At 64.0% G+C, this 20,487-nt stretch carries 21 protein-coding genes; 7 read left to right on the forward strand and 14 right to left on the reverse strand.

Going from position 1 to position 20,487, the window contains the following annotated elements; translation table 11 throughout:
- Window positions 1-39: 39 nt before the first annotated feature.
- The 3 genes from M1D34_RS16515 to M1D34_RS16525 all read right to left on the reverse strand — a co-directional run bounded on the left by M1D34_RS16515 (window position 40) and on the right by M1D34_RS16525 (window position 1,433).
- On the reverse strand, window positions 40-420 hold the full coding sequence (locus M1D34_RS16515; RefSeq protein WP_003531294.1) for a RidA family protein: 381 nt from the start codon (window positions 418-420) through the stop codon (window positions 40-42).
- 8 nt (window positions 421-428) lie between these two features.
- Entirely contained in the window at window positions 429-1,034 is a 606-nt protein-coding gene (gene leuD, locus M1D34_RS16520; RefSeq protein ID WP_003531292.1) for a 3-isopropylmalate dehydratase small subunit, read from the reverse strand.
- A gap of 147 nt (window positions 1,035-1,181) precedes the next feature.
- Window positions 1,182-1,433, reverse strand: a complete 252-nt coding sequence (locus M1D34_RS16525; protein ID WP_027992471.1) for a hypothetical protein — start codon at window positions 1,431-1,433, stop codon at window positions 1,182-1,184.
- Between the two features lie 121 nt (window positions 1,434-1,554).
- Between M1D34_RS16525 and M1D34_RS16530 the strand changes: the two genes are divergently transcribed.
- Both M1D34_RS16530 and M1D34_RS16535 read left to right on the forward strand, forming a co-directional pair.
- Window positions 1,555-2,457, forward strand: a complete 903-nt coding sequence (locus M1D34_RS16530; RefSeq protein WP_003531287.1) for an HpcH/HpaI aldolase/citrate lyase family protein — start codon at window positions 1,555-1,557, stop codon at window positions 2,455-2,457.
- Window positions 2,454-2,660: a DUF1737 domain-containing protein gene (locus M1D34_RS16535; RefSeq protein ID WP_003531285.1), complete on the forward strand. Its 207-nt coding sequence runs from the start codon at window positions 2,454-2,456 to the stop codon at window positions 2,658-2,660. Before M1D34_RS16530 ends, M1D34_RS16535 begins: the two co-directional genes overlap by 4 nt.
- Before the next feature lie 84 nt (window positions 2,661-2,744).
- Here the strand turns inward: M1D34_RS16535 and M1D34_RS16540 are convergent, their stop codons facing one another.
- Window positions 2,745-3,179, reverse strand: a complete 435-nt coding sequence (locus M1D34_RS16540) for a metallopeptidase family protein (protein WP_003531284.1) — start codon at window positions 3,177-3,179, stop codon at window positions 2,745-2,747.
- Between the two features lie 142 nt (window positions 3,180-3,321).
- Here M1D34_RS16540 and M1D34_RS16545 point away from each other — a divergent pair, with 142 nt between their 5' ends.
- The 5 genes from M1D34_RS16545 to bfr all read left to right on the forward strand — a co-directional run bounded on the left by M1D34_RS16545 (window position 3,322) and on the right by bfr (window position 10,152).
- Complete coding sequence (locus M1D34_RS16545) at window positions 3,322-4,302, forward strand: ImuA family protein (RefSeq protein WP_017266097.1); 981 nt, start codon at window positions 3,322-3,324, stop codon at window positions 4,300-4,302.
- Window positions 4,202-5,758 (forward strand): DUF6504 family protein, encoded by a 1,557-nt coding sequence (locus M1D34_RS16550; RefSeq protein ID WP_164819173.1) that lies wholly within the window; start codon window positions 4,202-4,204, stop codon window positions 5,756-5,758. The genes M1D34_RS16545 and M1D34_RS16550 overlap by 101 nt, the downstream gene beginning before the upstream one ends.
- Entirely contained in the window at window positions 5,755-9,108 is a 3,354-nt protein-coding gene (locus M1D34_RS16555; protein WP_498779960.1) for an error-prone DNA polymerase, read from the forward strand. The genes M1D34_RS16550 and M1D34_RS16555 overlap by 4 nt, the downstream gene beginning before the upstream one ends.
- Window positions 9,109-9,389: 281 nt before the next feature.
- Complete coding sequence (locus tag M1D34_RS16560) at window positions 9,390-9,701, forward strand: (2Fe-2S)-binding protein (RefSeq protein ID WP_003531270.1); 312 nt, start codon at window positions 9,390-9,392, stop codon at window positions 9,699-9,701.
- Window positions 9,667-10,152, forward strand: coding sequence for a bacterioferritin (gene bfr, locus M1D34_RS16565; RefSeq protein WP_003531268.1), 486 nt, complete (start codon window positions 9,667-9,669; stop codon window positions 10,150-10,152). Before M1D34_RS16560 ends, bfr begins: the two co-directional genes overlap by 35 nt.
- Window positions 10,153-10,367: 215 nt before the next feature.
- On the opposite strand, the gene M1D34_RS16570 is transcribed toward bfr, so the two are convergent.
- The 10 genes from M1D34_RS16570 to obgE form a co-directional block, all read right to left on the reverse strand.
- Window positions 10,368-10,895 carry an RNA pyrophosphohydrolase gene (locus M1D34_RS16570; protein ID WP_027992467.1) on the reverse strand — a complete coding sequence of 176 codons (528 nt, stop codon included), beginning with the start codon at window positions 10,893-10,895 and terminating at the stop codon, window positions 10,368-10,370.
- A 59-nt stretch (window positions 10,896-10,954) separates the two neighbouring features.
- Window positions 10,955-12,157 (reverse strand): divergent polysaccharide deacetylase family protein, encoded by a 1,203-nt coding sequence (locus tag M1D34_RS16575; protein WP_498779963.1) that lies wholly within the window; start codon window positions 12,155-12,157, stop codon window positions 10,955-10,957.
- Between the two features lie 180 nt (window positions 12,158-12,337).
- Window positions 12,338-13,660 (reverse strand): S41 family peptidase, encoded by a 1,323-nt coding sequence (locus M1D34_RS16580; protein ID WP_003531244.1) that lies wholly within the window; start codon window positions 13,658-13,660, stop codon window positions 12,338-12,340.
- Window positions 13,650-15,074 (reverse strand): murein hydrolase activator EnvC family protein, encoded by a 1,425-nt coding sequence (locus M1D34_RS16585; protein WP_498779965.1) that lies wholly within the window; start codon window positions 15,072-15,074, stop codon window positions 13,650-13,652. The genes M1D34_RS16580 and M1D34_RS16585 overlap by 11 nt, the downstream gene beginning before the upstream one ends.
- A gap of 105 nt (window positions 15,075-15,179) precedes the next feature.
- A complete protein-coding gene (gene rlmH / locus M1D34_RS16590) occupies window positions 15,180-15,662 on the reverse strand; it encodes a 23S rRNA (pseudouridine(1915)-N(3))-methyltransferase RlmH (RefSeq protein ID WP_498779967.1) in 483 nt (160 codons plus the stop codon).
- A gap of 152 nt (window positions 15,663-15,814) precedes the next feature.
- Window positions 15,815-16,306, reverse strand: a complete 492-nt coding sequence (gene rsfS, locus M1D34_RS16595) for a ribosome silencing factor (protein WP_003531234.1) — start codon at window positions 16,304-16,306, stop codon at window positions 15,815-15,817.
- Window positions 16,307-16,350: 44 nt separating this feature from the next.
- Window positions 16,351-16,917 (reverse strand): nicotinate-nucleotide adenylyltransferase, encoded by a 567-nt coding sequence (locus tag M1D34_RS16600; protein WP_498781740.1) that lies wholly within the window; start codon window positions 16,915-16,917, stop codon window positions 16,351-16,353.
- Between the two features lie 56 nt (window positions 16,918-16,973).
- Window positions 16,974-18,257, reverse strand: a complete 1,284-nt coding sequence (locus M1D34_RS16605; RefSeq protein ID WP_498779970.1) for a glutamate-5-semialdehyde dehydrogenase — start codon at window positions 18,255-18,257, stop codon at window positions 16,974-16,976.
- The gene (gene proB, locus M1D34_RS16610) at window positions 18,250-19,431 is read right to left on the reverse strand and encodes a glutamate 5-kinase (RefSeq protein WP_498779972.1); all 1,182 of its coding nucleotides are present in this window, start codon (window positions 19,429-19,431) and stop codon (window positions 18,250-18,252) included. The genes M1D34_RS16605 and proB overlap by 8 nt, the downstream gene beginning before the upstream one ends.
- A 2-nt stretch (window positions 19,432-19,433) precedes the next feature.
- A complete protein-coding gene (gene obgE / locus M1D34_RS16615) occupies window positions 19,434-20,444 on the reverse strand; it encodes a GTPase ObgE (RefSeq protein WP_003531226.1) in 1,011 nt (336 codons plus the stop codon).
- Window positions 20,445-20,487: the final 43 nt, after the last annotated feature.

Genomic DNA, 20,487 nt, shown 5'->3' on the forward strand with positions numbered 1-20,487 from the left:
GGTCATGGTGAGGGGGCAGCCCTTGTCCGTCGTTCTGCCTTATCCCCGAAACGCCGTGACCTCGATCTCGATCAGCATTTCCGGGCGGATGAGGTCGCAGACGATCATCGTTGCGGCCGGGCGGATCTCGCCGAAGGTCTCGCCGAAGATCGGGAAGACGCGGTCGGCAAAGCTCGCATCGGTGACGTAGTAGTGGTTGCGCACGACGTCCGACAGCGAGAAGCCGGCTTCCTTCAGGGCGCCTTCGATCGTCTTCAGGCAGTTGCGCGCCTGCTCCTCCACCGTTTCCGGCATGGTCATGGTCGCATAGTCGTAGCCGGTCGTGCCGGAGACGAAGCACCAGTCGCCTTTCGCGACGGCACGCGAATAGCCTGCCGTCTTTTCGAAAGGCGAGCCGGACGAGATGAGCTTGCGGGTCATCCGGCAGCTCAGGCCCAGGGGCGGGAAGCGGCGGTCGCCTTCTCGTAATTGTCGATGGAACCGCCCTTTTCGAGCGTGAGGCCGATATCGTCGAGGCCGTTCAGCAGGCAGTGGCGCTTGAAGGCATCGACCTCGAACTTGATCGAGCCGCCGTCCGGACCGGTGATCTCCTGCGCTTCGAGATCGACCGTGAGAATGGCATTGGAGCCGCGGCTGGCGTCATCCATCAGCTTGTCGAGGTCTTCCTGGCTGACGACGATGGGCAGGATGCCGTTCTTGAAACAGTTGTTGTAGAAGATGTCGGCGAACGAGGTCGAAATGACGCAGCGGATGCCGAAATCGAGAAGCGCCCAGGGCGCATGCTCGCGCGAGGAGCCGCAGCCGAAATTGTCGCCTGCGACGAGAATCTTGGCGTTCTGGTAGGCAGGCTTGTTGAGGACGAAGTCCGGATTGGGGGTGCCGTCCTCGTTGTAGCGCGCCTCGGCGAAAAGCCCCGTGCCGAGGCCGGTGCGCTTGATCGTCTTCAGGTAATCCTTCGGAATGATCATGTCCGTGTCGATGTTGACGACGGGCAGGGGAGCGGCAACGCCGGTGAGCTTGACGAACTTGTCCATGACTTGGCCTTCGATTTCAGCGGAAATGTTCGAGAAGCGTTTAGATCAGTTTTGCGCCGAAATGAAGGGGAATCTGCTTTCATGGAGCGGGAGGCGGGCGGAAAACCGCTTCACAACTTGCCTCATCCCGCTTCCGGCAATCCCATTCTAAAGATCGATGATCGTCCCGCGCCCGTCGTTCCATACCCGCATCTCGCGCGGAGTGCTTCCCGGATTGGCGCGTGCGCGCGCACGCGCCTGCACGGGCCGTCCGTTGAGCTTGGCGGCGATCGCGCTGCCGACGGCAATGATGGCGGCGATCCCGGCGAGCGCCAAGGCCAGCGAGGCGGTGAACACGAAGGCCACGAGCGTGATGGTGATGGCGGCGGCCGTGAAGAGAACAGAGCGGATGCTTTGCATGATTGTCACCTTTCTGTTCGGCATGTGGGTGCTGGCCACGCCGCTTGCAAGAGGGTCCGCTCGTCTCGGCTTGCGCAAAGGTTGAAAGGCAGGCACAACGAACGGCATGACAGGGAACGGCATGAGAGCGATCGACCATCATCCCGTGCGGCTGCGCCGCTCGGTGCTTTCGGTTCCGGCCGACAATCAGCGCGCACTCGCCAAGGTCCGTGAACTGGCGGCGGACGCCGTGATCTTCGACCTCGAGGATTCCGTCTCGCCGGACCGCAAGGCTGCGGCGCGCGATGCGCTCGTCCGGCATCTTGCCGGCAACCGGCCGCAGGGCGAAACGGTCATCCGCGTCAATGCGGCGGGCTCAGGCTTCGGCGAGGCCGATCTCGCAGCGGCTCTTGCCGCGCGGCCCGATGCCATCCTCCTGCCCAAGGTCGAAAGCCCCGCCGATATTCAAGGCGCGCTCGACTGGCTTTCGGAAAGGGACGCGCCGGATGAGCTGAGGCTCTGGGCGATGATCGAGACGCCGCGCGGGGTCGTGAACGGGCCGGCGATCGCCGAGACCGGCCGCACCTCCGGCGGACGGCTGGACTGCTTCGTCGTCGGGCTGAACGATCTTCGCAAGGAGACGGGCGTGCCCGCCCTTCCGGGCCGGACCTATCTCGTTCCGTGGCTGATGCAGATCCTTCTTGCCGCGCGCGGCAGCGGGCTCGACGCCATCGACGCGGTCTTCAACGATTTCCGCGATCCGGAAGGGTTCGAGGCGGAGTGCCGGCAGGGACGCGACATGGGCTTTGACGGCAAGATGCTGATCCACCCGGCGCAGATCGATGCGGCCAATCGACATTTCGCCGCGGACGAGGCTGCGGTCGAGGAGGCGCGCGCGATCATCGAGGCCTTTGCCTTGCCGGACAATGCCGGAAAGGGTGTCATCAACCTTCATGGGCGGATGGTCGAGCGCCTCCATCTCGAGCAGGCGATGAAGATCGCCGCCAAGGCGGACATCATCGAAAAACGAAAGGCAAAATCTTGAAGCTCTATCGCTTTCTCACCGGCCCCGACGATGCCTCCTTCTGCCACAAGGTGACGGCGGCATTGAACCAGGGGTGGACGCTGCACGGTCCGCCGACCTACGCCTTCAATGCCGACACCCAGCACATGCAGTGCGGCCAGGCGGTGGTGAAGGAAGTGGAGGGCAAGGATTATCATCCCGACATGAAGCTGTCGGAGCAGTAGGGATCGTTTCGGGTCGGACTTGCCCCCGCGCGCAGGGATGAGGAAATCAGGCAGGCGCGGCGGGTATCCGAATCTCAACAGGCCTCAGCCGCCCACGTGTTCCACGCTTTCCTCGATCCGCTCCATGTCGTCGTCCGACAGGCCGAAATGGTGGCCGATCTCGTGGATCAGCACATGGGTGATGATATCGCCGAGCGTTTCCTCGTTTTCGGCCCAGTAGTCGATGATCGGGCGGCGGTAGAGGGTGATGCGGTTCGGGAACTCCCCGGTTTCCATGGTGAAGCGTTCACCGAGGCCGCGGCCTTCGAACAGGCCCAGCAGGTCGAACGGCGTTTCGAGCGCCATGTCTTCGAAGACATCGTCGCTTGGAAAGTCGGCGATTTCGATCGTGAGATCCGTCGTCAGCTTGCGGAATTCCTCAGGCAGGTGGCTGTAGGCTTCAAACGCGAGCTGTTCGAATACGGTAAGCGACGGTGCGTGGCGTTCCCGCCAATCATCGGTTTGGTCAATGCGGGCCATGGGCACTCCTTGTTGCCCCTCATATAGCGATTTTGCCTTTGTTTTTCGAGTGATGAATTCTATCCCGAGAAGAAAGAGGAATATATTCTCAACATTGGTTGTTGACTCTTGAGGGCAGCTCTGGAATCCATAAGAACATAACATGAACATGCAGATGGAGCTGACCGTCATGGCCGGAAACGCCGTGCAACGGCAAACCGTTCTTTCCCTTCGCGAGACCATTGCGCGGATTGAAGATCGCGGGGTGCCGGGATGCGTCCGGTCGGCCAAGACGGCCGACCCTGCCGGCTTTCGCCGCGGCAAGGAGGAGGCCACGCGCCGCAAGATCCTGCCGCTCGGCGTCCCGCAATTCGATGAGGTCCTCCAGGGCGGGTTGCCGCTCGAGGGCATGATGGAAATCCGCAATGCCGAAACCCGGGATGCGGGCGCGGCCGCCGGCTTCGTGGCGGCGCTTGCGGTGCTCTATCAACGGCAGAAGAAGGAGAATGGCCGTCTGGCCCCGGTCCTTTGGATCAGCCAGACGCTTGCTGCCTGTGAGGCGGGTCAGCCTTATGCGCCGGGCCTCAAGGCCTATGGACTCGATGCCGAGCGCTTCCTCTTCGTTTCGGCGCGCACGGTGAAGGATGCGCTGTGGATCGCAGAGACGGCGCTTTCGGTACCGGTCTTCGCCGTGGTCGTTCTGGAAATCCGCGGCAACCCTGCCTGTCTCGCCCTGAGCGAGAGCCGGCGTCTGCATGTGAGGGCCCGGGCGGGCGGCGTGCCTCTTCTCGTCTTGCGTCAGGCGGGCGAGGAGGAGGCGAGCAGCGCCTTCTTCCGGCTCCAGGTCAAGCCGGCACCGGCCGGCGAACGTCCTCTTCCCGATGGTTCGGTGCTTTGCGGCAGCATCGGCCATCCCGCCTTTCACCTCCTTGTCGAAAAAAGCAGGCGCCAAGCCTCCGACGACATCTTTCTCGAATGGAACGCCCATGACCGCCGCTTCTACTCACTCGATGAGCGCCGGAGCGCCGCTCTTCAGACAAACGATGAGCCAACGGATCCTGTCGATCCACTTTCCGCATCTGCCGACCGACCGCGTCGCGCGCAGCCGATGGGGCGCCTCCTGGCTTTCGCGCGGGCGTCCTGACCATCCGCCCGTCGTCTTCGCCGCCAAGATCGACAATGCCATGCGGCTCGTTGCGCTCGATACTTTTGCAGAGCGTATCGGCCTGAAGCGCGGCCAGGGGGCGGCGGAGGCCCGCGCCATGTGTCCCTCGCTCGACGTGATCGCCGCCGATCCGGCCGCCGACCAGGCCTTCCTGGAGGCGCTTGCCGACTGGTGCGACCGCTATACGCCGCTCGTGGCACTCGACGGCACGGATGGCCTGTTCCTCGACATCACCGGCTGCGCCCATCTTCATGGCGGCGAAAAGGCGCTCGTCAGCGATGTCCTGTCGCGTCTTTTCTCTCTCGGCGTCGAGGCGCGGGCGACCGTCTCCTCCGCAGCCGGGCTTTCCTGGGCTGTCACCCGTTACGGCGATGCCGACGTCATTGCGCCCGGGGATGGAGACCCGGTGCTGGCACCCTTGCCGGTCGCCGCGCTGCGATTGCCGGCGGACACCGCGGCCGCACTCGAACGGGTCGGGCTGAAACAGATCGGCGACCTTCTCGAAGCGCCGCGGGCGCCGCTCGCCCGCCGCTTCGGCTCCTCCCTTCTCCTCAGGCTCGATCAGGCGAGGGGCTTCGAGGACGAGCCGCTTTCGCCCCGGCTGCCCGTGCCGAGCTTCTCCGCCGAACGCCGGCTCGCCGAGCCGCTGCAGGACGAGGAACACATTCTCGAACTGACCCGTCACCTCGCCAGGGATGTCCGCTCCTCGCTGGAGCGACATGGCGAAGGCGGGCGGCTCTTCGAGCTCCTCCTGTTCCGCGTCGACGGCCGGGTATTCCGCGTTCGAGCCCATGCGGCCGTGCCCTTGAACGATGCCGTCCGCATCGCCGCCCTCTTTCGCGAGCGGCTGCAGGCGGTTCATGACGATCTCGATGCCGGATATGGTTTCGAAATCGTCCGGCTCTCGGTCCTCAGAAGCGAAAGGCTCGATCCGGCGCAGCAGGATTTTTCCGGCGCCCCCGACGAAAGCCAGCCGCTCGCGGCCTTCGTCGACAAGGTCTCCGCCCGTTTCGGGCCCGGTTGCCTGATGCAGGCGACCCTTGCCGAAAGCCATCTGCCGGAACGGGCGGGCGGATTTGCCGCCGTGACGGACGTGGCCGCGGTCCTGAGGACGCCTGCCCTTGAAGAGAAGGCTTTCCCCGAGAACCGTCCGCTTCGGATTTTCGCGCATCCCGAACCGGTGGAGGCGACGGCGGAAGTGCCCGAGGGTGCGCCGCGCAGCTTCAACTGGCGCAAGACCCGCTACCGCGTCGCCCGTGCCGAAGGGCCGGAGCGCATCGCCGCCGAATGGTGGATCGACGGGGAGGATCATCCGACGCGGGATTATTTCCGGATAGAGGATCAGGAGGGCCGCCGCTTCTGGCTGTTTCGCGAAGGTCTCTACGGAAGGGAGACCGCCTCGCCCCGCTGGTTCATGCACGGAGTTTTCGCATGAGCGCGGATGCTGTCTTCTGCGAGCTCGGTGCGCGCACGAATTTCTCCTTTCTCGAAGGGGCGGCGCCGGCCGAGGAGATGGTCGTATTCGCCAAGAAGGCGGGGCTTGCCGGTCTCGGCATTGCCGACCGCAACAGCGTCGCCGGCGTCGTCAGGGCTCATGCCAAGGCGAAGGTGGAGGGCTATCCCTTCCAGCCGGGCGCCCGCCTGGTTTTTGCCGACGGCACGCCGGACATTCTCGCTTATCCGAAGAACAGGCGGGGCTGGGGGCATCTCTGCCGCCTGCTCAGCGCCGGTAACCTGCGCTCGAAGAAGGGCGACTGCACGCTCCATCTCGCCGACCTGCTCGAATGGCAGGAGGAGCTTCTTCTGATCGTCATGCAAGGCGAAGGGCGGCCGGAACCGGAGAGCCTGGAAGTGCTGCTCGGGACATTGAAGGAGCATGCGGGCAACCGGCTCTATCTCGGACTGGCGCCGCATTATGACGGTTTCGACCGGCATGATTTTGCCGTTCTGGCCGCAATTGCCCGAAAGGCCGGCATCGGGTTGCTCGCCACCAATGACGCGCTCTATCACGACCCGCATTACAGGCCGCTCGCGGATGTCGTCACCTCCATCCGGGAGCATGTGCCGATCGCCGGCGCCGGTTTCCTTCTGCAGAAGAATGCCGAAAGGCATCTGAAGGGCCCAAGGGAAATGGCCAGGCTTTTCAGCGACTATCCCGAGGCGATCGCCAATACCCGGAAATTTTTCCGCGAGCTCGCCTTCAGCCTCGACGAGCTCAGCCACCAATATCCGGATGAAAACGCCGATGGCGAGACGCCCGCCGAAAGCTTGCGGCGGCTCGTCGCGGAAGGTGCGGCGGAGCGCTATCCCGAAGGCGTGCCGGAAAAGGTGATGCGCCAGATCGACTATGAGCTCGAGCTCATCCACGACAAGAAATACGAGCCTTATTTCCTGACCGTCCACAAGCTCGTGAAATTTGCCCGCAGCGTGAATATTCTCTGTCAGGGGCGGGGATCGGCGGCCAATTCCTCGGTCTGCTTCTGCCTCGGCATCACCGACGTCGATCCGCAGAAATTCACCCTGCTGTTCGACCGATTCCTGTCGAAGGATCGCGACGAGCCGCCCGATATCGATGTCGACTTCGAGCACGAGCGGCGCGAAGAGGTGATCCAGTATATCTACAGGACTTACGGCAAGGAGCATGCGGGCCTGACCGCCGCGGTGATCAGCTATCGCTCGCGCTCCGCCGGGCGCGAGGTCGCCAAGGCCTTCGGCCTTTCGGAAGACGTTCAATCGGCTCTCGTCAGTTCGATCTGGGGCTGGGGCACTTCGCCTTTCACCGAGGAGCAGGCGAAAGGGGCGGGGCTCGACGCGGCGGACCCTCTCACCAGGCGCGTGCTTGCCTATGCCAGTCTGCTCATGAATTTTCCGCGCCACCTCTCGCAGCATGTGGGCGGCTTCGTGATTACCCGCGACAGGCTCGACGAGGTCGTGCCGATCATGAACACGGCCATGCCCGACCGCTACATGATCGAATGGGACAAGGACGATCTCGACGAGCTGAAGATACTGAAGGTCGACGTGCTGGCGCTCGGCATGCTGACCTGCCTTGCCAAGGGTTTCAAGCTTCTGGAAGCGCATTACGGCGAGCCGATAACGCTGGCCGAAATCTACCAGGATCATCGGGACGCGGTTTACGACATGATCTGCCGCGCCGATACGGTCGGCGTCTTCCAGATCGAAAGCCGGGCGCAGATGAGCATGCTGCCGCGCCTGCAGCCGCGCGAAATGTACGATCTGGTGATCGAGGTAGCGATCGTTCGCCCCGGTCCCATCCAGGGCAATATGGTGCATCCCTATCTGAAGCGGCGCGAAGCCCAGCGGGAAAGAGGGGAGCCTATTAACTATCCGAGCCCGGAGTTGAAGGCGGTCCTGGAAAGGACGCTGGGCGTGCCGCTGTTCCAGGAGCAGGCGATGCAGATCGCGATCACAGCGGCCGGTTTTTCGCCCAGCGAGGCCGACCGCCTGCGCCGCGCCATGGCCACCTTCAAGCGGACCGGTACGATCCACACCTTCGAGCGGAAGATGGTGGAGGGCATGGTCGCGAATGGCTACGAGAGGGAATTCGCCGAGCGCTGCTTCAACCAGATCAAGGGATTCGGCGAATACGGCTTCCCCGAAAGCCATGCTGCCTCCTTCGCCTCTCTCGTCTATGCCTCGGCCTGGCTCAAGACCTATTATCCGGACATCTTCTGCGCCGCGCTCCTGAACGCACAGCCGATGGGTTTCTATGCGCCGGCGCAACTGGTGCGCGATGCCCGTGAACACGGGGTCAGAATGCTGCCGGTCGATATCAATCATTCGGATTGGGATGCCCTGCTCGAAGGCGAGGGCGCCTTCGACAAGAATGCTGTCCACCCGCGCCACGCCAGCATGCGGGAGGTGATCAAAACCCGGAAGGCCGTGCGGCTGGGCTTCCGGCTGGTCAAGGGCCTGAAGCAGACGGATATGAAGGCGCTCGTCGCGCGCCGGGGGGAGGGATACCGCTCCGTTCATGACCTGTGGCTTCGATCAGGGCTCTCCCGCTCCGTTCTGGAGCGTCTTGCGGATGCCGATGCCTTCCGGTCGATAGGCCTCGACCGGCGGGCGGCCCTCTGGGCGGTAAAGGCGCTCGACGAGCAGTCGGCGGTGGAGCGATTGCCGCTTTTCGAGGGGGCGGGTTCCGACGATCTGCAGATCGAGCCCAAGGTCGCTCTTCCCGATATGCCGGCAGGCGAACAGGTCATTCATGACTATCGCACCCTGACGCTCTCCCTGAAGGCGCACCCCGTTTCCTTCATGCGGGAGGATTTTTCGCGAATGGGTATCCTGCGCAGCCGGGATCTGGCGGCAACCGCAACTGGAAGATGGGTGACGGTGGCAGGCCTTGTACTGGTCAGGCAGCGGCCGGGCTCTGCCAATGGCGTCATCTTCATGACGATCGAGGACGAAACAGGGATCGCCAATATCATCGTCTGGGAAAAGACGTTCCAGAAATACCGGCGGCAGGTCATGGGATCGCGGCTTGTGAAAGTCCGCGGCCGCTTACAGAACCAGAGCGGCGTCATTCACGTGGTCGCCGATCATCTGGAGGATATAACGCCGATGCTTGGCCTGCTGCGCCGGGAGGCGCGGCGTTTCGGCGTCAACGACCGCGCGGACGGGGCCTTGCGGCCGAGCGCGGACGCCCGCGAAAAGAAAAAACTCCGGCAATTGCGCCTGGGCCTGCCCGCTCGCGCAGCGCCGGAGGGCGAGGCGGCCGCCCAGGTAGCGGAGGTCATGCCGAAGGGGCGCAATTTTCATTGAGCCCCAGTCGTTACGCGCATCGAAGTCGCCTTGCGCTTGAGGCCTCCAGGGCGCCCCCTGTGTAAAAATGTCGCAGGCACCGCTGCCGGAATTACAAGTCATGGAGGAAAAATCCTCTCCTTAGAATCGCCTAATGTAATGAAAATGCGATGATTTCCGTCAAGTTTAGAATCGCTCTAATGCATTCCTCAACCATATGGAGAAGAGTTTTTAGTTGACGGCAAATGTCCTCTTTTGCTTTATCGCAAAATCAGAGCGTTGCGTATGATGGACACGACGAAATGCTGGTTTGCAGTTGCAATTTCATCACCGAGAAAGAGATCGAGGACACGATCGTCGGCCTCCTCGACGAGGACTGTTGGCAGTTGATCGTGCCGGCGAAAGTCTATCATGCGATGGAAAAACGCGGCCGTTGCTGCGGCTGTTTTCCCAATGTCGTCGACATCATCATCCGCACCACCGAGCAATATCACGCCCGCCGCGACTCGACGGACGCCGATATATTTGATTTCATGACCCGCCTCAGACAATTCCATGAAGAAAACCGGAGGGCGGATCTTGAAAGGCGACGCAAAGGTCATCGAGCAGCTTAACGAAGCGCTCTATCTCGAACTCGGTGCCGTAAACCAGTACTGGCTGCATTACCGCCTTCTCGAAGATTGGGGCTATACGCTGCTCGCCAAGAAGGAGCGCGCCGAGTCGATCGAGGAGATGCACCACGCCGACAAGCTCGTCTCCCGCATCATCTTCCTCGAAGGCCACCCGAATCTGCAGACGGTCGCGCCGCTGCGCATCGGTCAGAACGTCAAGGAGGTCCTGGAAGCCGACCTAGCCGGCGAGTACGACGCGCGCACGGCGTATAAGAATTCCCGCGACATCTGTCACGCGGCCGGCGATTACGTCTCGATGAAGCTCTTCGAGGAACTGCTCGCCGACGAGGAGGGCCACATAGACTTCCTCGAAACACAGCTCGATCTGCTCCGGAAGATCGGTGAGGAAAAATACGGCCAGCTCAACGCCGCTTCGGCCGACGAAGCCGAATAAGTTCCAACCTTCTCAAGGGGCGGCGAATTGAATCAGCCCCTCATCCGGCTGCCGCCACCTTCTCCCCGCCTGCGGGGAGAAGGGACACGCCGCTCTGCCTTGCCCCGCATTCGACGGCGGAAGAGGCCTGGCGTTTGCCGCTTGTCCCCTTCGCCCCGCTTGCGGGGAGAAGGTGGCCGGCAGGCCGGATGAGGGCGACATGCCGGTCTTTTCTCTCATCGCACCAAATGCGAAAACGCAGCGACGACCTCTTCATAGGCCTTGCGCTTGAAGGGCACGATCAAGCCCGGAAGTTCGTGCATGGGCTTCCATTCCCAGGCGTCGAATTCCGGCTCGTGGCCGCCGGGCGGCGGGTTGATGGCGATCTCGCCTTCGTCTCCCTCGAAGCGGAATGCGTACCAGCGTTGCCTCTGGCCGCGGTACTTGCCCTTGAGGCCGATCCCGATCAGGTGCGACGGCAGGTCGTAATTGATCCAGTCCGGCGCCTCTGCGAGGAGCGAGACCGAGCGGATGCCGGTCTCCTCGTAGAGTTCGCGATAGGCGGCCTCGAGCGGGTCCTCGCCCTCGTCGATGCCGCCTTGCGGCATCTGCCAGAGCTGCGGCGAACCGTCATATTCGGAATTGCCGACGGCGAGCCGGTGCCCGGCCCAGACAAGTCCCTGCCGGTTGAGAACCATGACGCCGACACATGGCCGATAGGGCAGATCCTCAGCCGTCATGACGCGCCCCTTATCCTTCCCCATATCGTCCTTCCTTGCATGTTGCCGCGAGCCGTATGACCCGGTGGTCTACTGCGCTTAAATCAGTTTTGTTTCGGATCTTTGACGAGTGCGGCGACGCCGATCACCTCGATGCCCCGTCCACCGGCTTCCTCTATCCATTCGGCAATGGCCGCCACGCTTTCATCGAAGGCGGAAGCGACCCCGATCGCGGTGCCGTTCCTCCGCGCGATCCGCTCCAGCTCGTCCAGCCTGCGCAGGACGGCATTGCGGCTGAGTTCGCCATCGAGCACGAGATCGGCAAAACCGTGCGGCACGTCGAAGGCCCCGGCGAGCGTTCCCGAGAGCGATTGCGCCGACGTCCCGTCGTCCAGGAACAGAAGGCCCCGCTTGCCGAGATCGCGCATGACCGGCTCGAGAGCATCCGCATTGGAGAGAAAACGGCCCCCGAGATAGTTCATGACGCCGGTGTAGTTGGTGATCTGTCCCATGCTGCGATGCAGTTCCGCAAGGTTCTTCCCGGCATCGGAAGAAACGCGCAGCGCGTGCGGGCCTGGATCGTTGGTGGCGTAATCGAATGGTTCCATCGGCACCTGCAGCAGGATCTCGTGGCCGTCACGCCTCGCCTCCTGCATCCAGCGCTGGAGGCTGTTTCCGGCCGCAGCGAAGGCGAGCGTCACCTCCGGCGGCAGATCGCGGATGGCGCGCTGCGTGCCCGTCTGGCTGAGGCCGAGGCCGCCGACGACGATGGCGATCCGGGTTCCGCGCGCGCCGGACCAGGGGCGCGCATACTGCTCCATCGGCCTCAGCCCGTCCGGGCCGATGACCGGCAGGCGGCCTTCGGGGCGGTCTTCCAGAAGGCTTTCATTCGGAAGGGCTGCCATGCGGGGGTCCTGCCCGCGCGTCGGCTCGACATCGATCAGTGCGGGGCCGCCGGTTTCGCGCGAACGCGGCGTGTATTTCCTAACCGTCGCGCCATCATCGGTCAGAACTTCCTCGACATGTGCGCCGGAGAGAGCACCGCTCCGGTGGAGCGCCCCGGGCCCGTTGCTTTGGCCCTCGGAGGGTGGCGCTGGTTCGGTGGCGAGGGTCGCTTCGGTCGCTGCGGGCATTGCAGGCGAACGGGTCTGGTGACCGGGAGAAAGGGCGCTCCATGCCGAGATCCCGATGACCGCAAGGGCTCCCAGACTGAGGCCGCAATAGCGCAGGAGGCGACCGAGATCGCGCTTGCGTGCCGGTCTCTCCTTCCGGTTCTGGCCCAGGGGGGCATTGAGGTCAGTTGCCAAACGGGGCCTCGGTCGAGCTGCGATCCTGGCGCGAATCGCCGCTGGCCATGACGATGGACTTGAAGGAGGCCAGAATCATCGCACATGCGGCTGCATGCCGATGGATAATATAAAGGCGCCGGGTTGAACAGCCCGGCGCCTCCTTGATTCATGTTGCCCGGAACTCTGCGGGTGAGGGGGCTATTCCTTCAGCTGCGCCTGTTCCGGATTGGCCGGGAAGGACGGATCCGTCTTCTTGCCGCGCAACAGGTCGAACGCATAGTTCAGCTGAATGTCGTCCTTGGTTTCCGGCGGCACGTAGGCGACCGAGCCGGAGCCCTCTTCGGTCTCCTCCTGGCCCGGAATGTGGCCGCGCAGATCGGATTCGCCCTGCGCTTCCACCTTGCCCAGAAGCTCGGGCGGCAGCGGCTGCTCCACCTTGATGTCGGGCGTGATGCCGGTGCCCTGGATCGACTTGCCGGACGGCGTGTAATAGAGCGCCGTCGTCAGACGCAGCGCGCCGGCGTCGCCGAGCGGGATGATCGTCTGCACCGAACCCTTGCCGAAGGAGCGCGTGCCGAGAACGGTGGCGCGCTTCAGGTCCTGGAGAGCGCCGGCCACGATTTCCGACGCGGATGCTGAACCGCCGTTGACGAGCACGACGACGGGCTTGCCGCCGGCCAGATCGCCCGGGGTCGCATTGAAGCGGCGGGTTTCATCCGGATTGCGGCCGCGGGTCGAAACGACCTCGCCACGCTCCAGGAATGCGTCCGAGACATTGATCGCCTGGTCGAGCAGGCCGCCCGGATTGAGGCGCAGGTCGAGAACATAGCCCTTGAGCTTGTCCGCGGGAACTTCCGCCTGGATCTTCTCGATGCCCTTCTTCAGGTCCTCGAAGGTCTTCTCCGTAAACGAGATGACCCTGAGATAGCCGACATCTCCTTCGACACGGACCTTCACCGCGCGTACTGCGATCACGTCGCGTACGATCGTCAGCTCGATCGGCTTTTCGGCTCCCTTGCGCAGGATCGTCAGCTTGATCGGCGTGCCGACGGCACCGCGCATCTTGTCGACCGCTTCCTCGAGCTTGAGGCCGCGGACGTCCTGACCGTCGATCTTCGAGATGAAATCGCCTGCGAGCACACCGGCGCGCGCGGCGGGCGTGTCGTCGATCGGACTGGTCACCTTGACGAGATCTTCCTCCATAGTGACCTCGATGCCGAGGCCGCCGAACTCGCCGCGCGTCTGGGTGCGCATATCTTCGGCGTCGGTCGAATTCATGTAGCTCGAATGCGGGTCGAGAGACGTGAGCATGCCGTTGATCGCGTTCTCGATCAGCTTGTCGTCCTGCGGCGGCGTCACGTATTGCGCGCGCACGCGCTCGAAGACGTCGCCGAAGATCGCCAGTTCGCGGTATGTCGACGAATTTGCTGCCACGGCCGGCATGGTTGCCGAGTAGACGACGCCCATCGCCGTCGCGCCCATCAGCGCCCCGACCAGGACAAGTGAAGCTCTACGTATCATTTCGCGCCCTTCCAACCTCTGCTGCGGTCCACCACGGTCGGGAATCAACCGGCTTCCCGTCTTTTCTGAATTCAATGTAAAGCGTTGGCCTGTCGGTTTCCAGCGCCAAGGCCGCCGCACTCGCCACTCTTTTTGCACCCATCGCCGCCACCGGCTCCCCGGCCACGACGAATTGCCCCGGCCGGACGCTGACGTTCTCCATGCCGGCAAGCACGATATGATACCCGTCGCCGGCATTGAGAATGATCATCTGCCCGTAGCTGCGGAAACTCCCGGCATAGACGATCCACCCGTCCGCCGGCGTGGTCACCAGCGCGCCTGCATTGGTCTCGAGCATGATCCCCTGCAGCGAATGCCCTGTTCCGTCCGCGTCGCCAAAACGGCGCACAAGCGAACCCGCAACGGGATAAGCCAGCCGCTCCCGCAGCTCGGAAAAGACATATGCCGGCGCAATGCGGTTTTTGTCGGGCACCGCACTCCTGGCGAGCTCCCGCGCAGCCTCGCGTTCGGCCTCGCTCATGCGGCGGCGTTCCTCCTCCTCGGCGCGGGCCGCGGCGGCCGCTTCGCGCACGGAGGAGATCTCGTTTTCGAGCGATGAGATCAGGCCCTCGAGGTTCTCCGCCTGCAGGGCGAGTTCCTCGGCCTTGCGCTGTTCGGCCGCCAAATCGGCCGCATTGCGTTGCCTCAGCTTCTCCTTTTCTGCAACGAGCATCGACATGCGCCGCTCTTCCTCGAGCCGGGCGGTCATTGCCGCGGTCAGTTCCTCGCGTTCCCTGGCGATGCCGCTGCGGATATCCGCAAGCGCCTTCAGGTCGGCGACGAGGCTGTCGGTCTGCTCGCGTATTTCGGGAACGACGGCGCCGAGCAGAATGGCGCTGCGGACGGAGCCGAGCGCATCCTCCGGGGTCACGAGGATTGCCGGCGGCGGATTGCGGCCCATGCGCTGGAGGGCGGCGAGCACTTCGGCCAAAAGGCCGCGGCGGGCGCGCAGCGAGCGCCGCACCACATCCTCCTTGACGCGCAGATCGCCGAGCGTTCTTTCGCCGTCTGAAATCCGGCGTTCGAGTTCCTGCCGCTTGGCTGCCGAATCCACGAGGGCGTCACGCAGGGTCTCGTTGCTCTTGTCGATCTCGGCAATCGTCTTTTCGAGTGCCTCGGAGCGATCCCGCGAGAGCGTGATCGTCTTCGACAGCGCCTCGAGCTCGCTCGCGGTACTGTCGCGCCGGACCGCCAGATCGGCAGCCGGATCCGGCGGCGTCGCCTTGGCGGCCCCCGCATCGGCCGGCGCGGCGGCGGGCGCGTCCTGAGCCGCAGTCGGGCCGATCACCGACAGGAAGAGCGCCGCAACCGCAGCGCCGCGGCGGATCCGCCGCGCGCCGGATAGCAAACCGGCTCTGTTCGTTGGAGGTTTCATCCAGTCTCGTAAGTCCAAAAGTTAGAAGACCCTAATCCGATTTGGCTGGGCACACCAATACATATTCTCGTTATTGGCGGGGAGGGGCCGTCTCCGACCCGTGGTCTACGCCCGATGATAAGGATGTCCCGAAAGGATCGTTACGGCGCGATAAAGCTGTTCGGCGATGAGGATGCGCACGAGCTGGTGCGGCCAGGTCATCTTGCCGAGGTTGAGCACGGCGTCGGCGCGGGCGTGGAGTGCGGGATCGAGTCCGTCGGCACCGCCGATCGCTATCATCAGATCGCGCTTGCCGCTGTCTCTTAAGGTTCCGAGCAGGCGCGCGAAGGCTTCCGAGTCGAGCGCCTTGCCGCGCTCATCGAGCAGCACGAGAACGCTGCCGTCGGCGAGCGCTTTTTTAAGCTGGCCGGCTTCCTCGCGTTTGCGCGTCTCCGCATTGGCGGCGCGGCTTTCGGCGGTCTCCACGACGCGGGCCAATTCGAGGCCGACGGCCGGGCCGGCCTTGGCGAACCGGTCGAGATAGCGGCCCGCGAGATCCTTTTCCGGCCCCGCCTTGAGGCGGCCGACTGCGAAAAGTCCGATACGCATGACCCGATCCGTCCCCGCCGGCGCCGATCGGAAATTATCGACCGGCAAAATTCTTGCCGCCATCCGCCTTATCGGCGATGGCAACCGCATGTCACCTTCGGCACCGGCCGCCGCTCCGTCCTGAGTCGATGGTCAGGATCGGGCGACGTGTCTCAGTGCAGGGTACCGTCTTCGATCTCGGGAGCCGCCCACATCTTTTCGATGTTGTAGAACGCCCGGATCTCCGGCCGGAAGATGTGAACGATCACATCGCCGGTGTCGATCAGTACCCAGTCGCCACCCTCAAGACCTTCGACGCGAGCCCTGCCGAGGCCGTCGTCCTTCAGGTCCGTGATCAAGTGGTCGGCAATGGCCATCACATGCCTGTTCGATCGCCCGGAGACGACGACCATGAAGTCTCCCAGCGCCGATTTTCCGGCAATGTCGATGGTAACGATATTTTCTGCCTTCGAGTCCTCTAGGCTTTCGAGGACCAGTTGAAGCGCACGGACAGCGGCTTCGTCGCTCGATTCCGTGCTGCGCGGGAATGCGGATGCCGCAAATCCCTTGGCGTGTGCTGTTGTCAGGGTTTTTCCTTTCCAAATGAACAGAACAGGCACGTTCGATTCGAAATATTTCTTCGAACCGTATCTAAATGTAGGCATCAAACCTATACGGTTTCAAGACACGAGATCCGAATTACGGGAAATCACCCGGATTTGGCCGAACGAAGCGCCGTCGAGCTCAAGCCCGAACGGGGGCCGTGAATGAAGGTCCAGGCGGGCGCGCGGCGGAAAGCGAGGGTTCCCGCATCATCCTCGTCGACGCGGGCGCTGCTGAAAGCCCTCGCCATCGGCGAGGACAGATAGGCAAGGGTCGATCCCGGCCGGTCGACGACGGCGATCGGGAAAGTGGCGACGATCTTGCGCCAGTCCTGCCAGCGGTGAAAGTTCTTGAGATTGTCGGCGCCCATGACCCAGACGAAACGGACATCGCGGTTGCGGGCGCGGATCACTTCCAGCGTGCGGGCCGTGTAGCTCTGACCGAGCGCCTGCTCGAAAGCGGTCACCTTGATGCGCGGGTTGCGGGCGATCTTCTCGCTCATGGCGATACGTTCGGCAAGCGGCGCGAGATGGTTGCGGTCCTTGAGCGGATTGCCGGGCGTCACCATCCACCAGAGCTGGTCGAGCCCGAGCCGGCGCAATGCGGTCTCGGCGACGAGCGCATGCCCGTCATGCGGCGGATTGAAGGACCCGCCGAACAGGCCGACGGCCATGCCGGACTCGACATGCGGCATGCTGAGGTAGCGCGCATTCACTTCGCTCGGTGTCGTCAGGGCCGCACCTGTCCGGTGCCGCGCACACGATACTTGAACGAGGTGAGCTGCTCCACGCCGACGGGCCCGCGGGCGTGCATCTTGCCGGTGGCGATGCCGATCTCGCCGCCCATGCCGAACTCGCCGCCGTCGGCGAATTGCGTCGAGGCATTGTGCAGCAGGATCGCCGAGTCGATCTCTGAGAAGAATCGCTCGACCACCGCAGGGTCCTCGGCGATCACGGCTTCGGTATGGGCGGACGACCAGGTGTTGATGTGCTCGATCGCGCCGGAAATGCCGTCGACCAATCTCGCCGAAATGATCGCGTCGAGATATTCGGTCGCCCAATCCTCGTCGGTCGCAGCTTTCAGGCCGGGCATTACACTTGCGAGGTCATCGGAGGCGCGCACCTCGCAGCCGGCATCGACGAGCGCCTCAAGGAGGGGCTTTGCGAATTTCTCGGCGGCGTTGCGGTCTATCAGCAGCGTCTCGGCGGCGCCGCAGATGCCGGTCCGGCGCATCTTCGCATTGACGACGATCTTCTTCGCCATGTCGCGATCGGCCGACGCATCGACATAGATGTGACAGAGACCTTCGAGATGGGCGAAGACCGGCACCCGCGCCTCGTTCTGGACGCGCGCGACCAGGCTCTTTCCGCCGCGCGGGACGATCACGTCGATCGCGCCGTTCAAGCCGGTGAGCATGGCGCCGACGGCAGCACGGTCGGCGACCGGCACCATCTGGATCGCATCTTCCGGCAGGCCCGCGGCCTTCAATCCCTCGGTCAGGCAGGCATGGATCGCCCGCGACGAGTGAAAGCTGTCGGAGCCGCCGCGCAGGATCACCGCATTACCGGCTTTGAGGCAGAGCGCGCCGGCGTCCGCCGTGACGTTCGGACGGCTTTCATAGATGACGCCGATGACGCCCAGGGGCGTGCGCACCCGTTCGATGTGGAGCCCGTTCGGGCGGTCCCATTCGGAGATCACCTCGCCGACGGGGTCCCTGAGTTCGGCGATCGCGCGGATGCCGTCCGCCATGTCGCGGATGCGGCTTTCCGTCAGCGTCAGCCGGTCGATGAAGGCGCTGGCGACGCCGCTTTCGCGCGCGTTTTCGAGGTCGAGCGCATTGGCGGCAAGGATTTCCGCGGTCCGTGCGACGATGACGCCTGCCATGGCGACGAGTGCCGCATGCTTGCGCTCGGCGCTTGCGGTCGCGAGCGGCCAGGCGGCCGCTTTGGCGCGGCGTCCGATCTCCAGCATCATCGCGTTGACGTCCTTGTCCTGTTCGACCGTCTCAAGCATGGAGCTTGCCCTTTCCCTCGTCGCTTTCCTCTACAAGGCGCGCGCCCGATGGAGCCGTCATGACCAGATCGTCGCGATGCACCATGGCGGTGCGGCCGGCATAGCCGAGGATGGCGGCGATCTCGGCCGACTTCTTGCCGGCGATCTGGCGCGCCTCGTCGGCATCGTAGCCGGCAAGACCGCGGGCGATCTCGCGGCCGGAAGCGCCGATTATCGCAATCGTATCGCCGCGGCTGAAGCTTCCCGTCACCTGCCGGACGCCGGCCGGCAGCAGGCTCTTGCCGGAACGCAGCGCCGTTTCCGCTCCGGCATCGATCGAGAGCGAACCGGCCGGCAGGAGCTGTCCGGCGATCCAGGTCTTGCGGGCGGTCACCGGAGAGCCTGATGGCGCGAACCAGGACGAGCGCGCGCCCGCCTCGATCGCGGCCAGCGGATGATCCGGCTTGCCGGAGGCGATGATCATCGCGCAGCCGGCAGTGGTGGCGATCTTGCCGGCGTCGATCTTGGTGCGCATGCCGCCGCGCGAAAGCTCGGAGGCAGCGCCGCCCGCCATTGCCTCGATTTCGGGCGTGATTTCGGCGACCGTTTCGAGGAAACGGGCGTTGGGATCGAGATGCGGCGGCGCGGTATAGAGCCCGTCGATATCCGAGAGCAGGACCAGGAGATCGGCGCCGACCATGGTCGCGACCCTCGCTGCCAGCCGGTCGTTGTCGCCATAGCGGATTTCTGTGGTCGCGACCGTGTCGTTCTCGTTGATGATCGGCACCGAGCCGAGCTTCAGAAGCTGGCCGATCGTCGCGCGGGCATTGAGGTAGCGCCGGCGCTCCTCGGTGTCGCCCAGCGTCAGGAGAATCTGGCCGGCGACGATCGCGTGGGTCGAGAGGCTCTCCGACCAGGCACGCGCCAGCACGATCTGGCCGACGGCGGCGGCCGCCTGGCTCTCTTCGAGCTTCAGCGCACCCGCCGGCAGGTCGAGCACCGTGCGTCCAAGCGCGATCGCTCCAGAGGAGACGACGAGCACTTCCACGCCCTTGGCCCTGAGGGCCGCAATGTCGGCGCAGAGCGCGTCGAGCCAGCTCTTCTTCAGCCCCGTCCTGCGGTCGACGAGGAGTGCCGAGCCGATCTTGATGACGACCCGGCGGTATTTCTCGAGCGCTTTGCGGGCCTTGGTCATGCTTAAGCTTCCTCTTCGCCCGCCTTGGCCGCGGCGATGACGCTGCGCAATGCTCTCAGCGCCTCCGTCATACCCTTGTTGGTCACGGCGGAGATGAGGAGCGGCGGCGTGCCGCAGGCTTTTCCGAGCGCCTTGGCCTTCGCCTTCAATTCCTCCTCGTCCAGCACGTCGATCTGCGACAGAGCTACGATCTGGGGCTTCTCCTCGAGCCCGCCGCCATAGGCCTCGAGCTCGTGCTTCACGGTCTTGTAGGCCTTGGCGACATCCTCTTCCTGCGCGGAGACGAGATGCAGCAGCACCCGGGTGCGCTCGACATGGCCGAGAAAGCGGTCGCCGATGCCCACGCCCTCATGCGCCCCTTCGATCAGCCCCGGAATGTCGGCGATGATGAATTCCTTTTCATCGATGGTCGCAACGCCGAGATTGGGATGCAGCGTCGTGAAGGGATAATTGGCGATCTTCGGCCGAGCCCGGGTGCAGGCGGCGAGAAAGGTCGACTTGCCGGCATTCGGCAGGCCGACGAGACCGGCATCGGCAATCAGCTTCAGCCGCAGCCAGATCGTCTTCTCCTCGCCCTCGAGGCCCGGATTGGCCCAGCTCGGCGCCTGGTTGGTGGAGGACTTGAAATGCGCGTTGCCGAAGCCGCCATTGCCGCCGGCGGCGAGCCGGTAGCGCTGCCCTTCCGCCACCATGTCGACGATCAGCGTCTCGTTGTCTTCCTCGAAGATCTGGGTGCCGACCGGCACCTTCAGCGTCACGTCGCCGCCCTTTGCGCCGGTGCGGTTGCGGCCCATGCCGTGCGTGCCGGTCTTGGCCTTGAAATGCTGCTGATAGCGGAAGTCGATGAGCGTATTGAGGCCGTTGACGGCTTCCACCCAGACATCGCCGCCGCGGCCGCCGTCGCCGCCGTCGGGGCCGCCGAACTCGATGAACTTCTCGCGGCGGAAGGAAACGGCGCCCGCGCCGCCGTCCCCTGACCGGATATAGACTTTCGTTTCGTCGAGGAATTTCATCGGTTCGCCATTTCTACGTGATCGCTTCAAGTTGAGGACGGAA

This window comes from Ensifer sp. D2-11 (genome assembly GCF_054161295.1).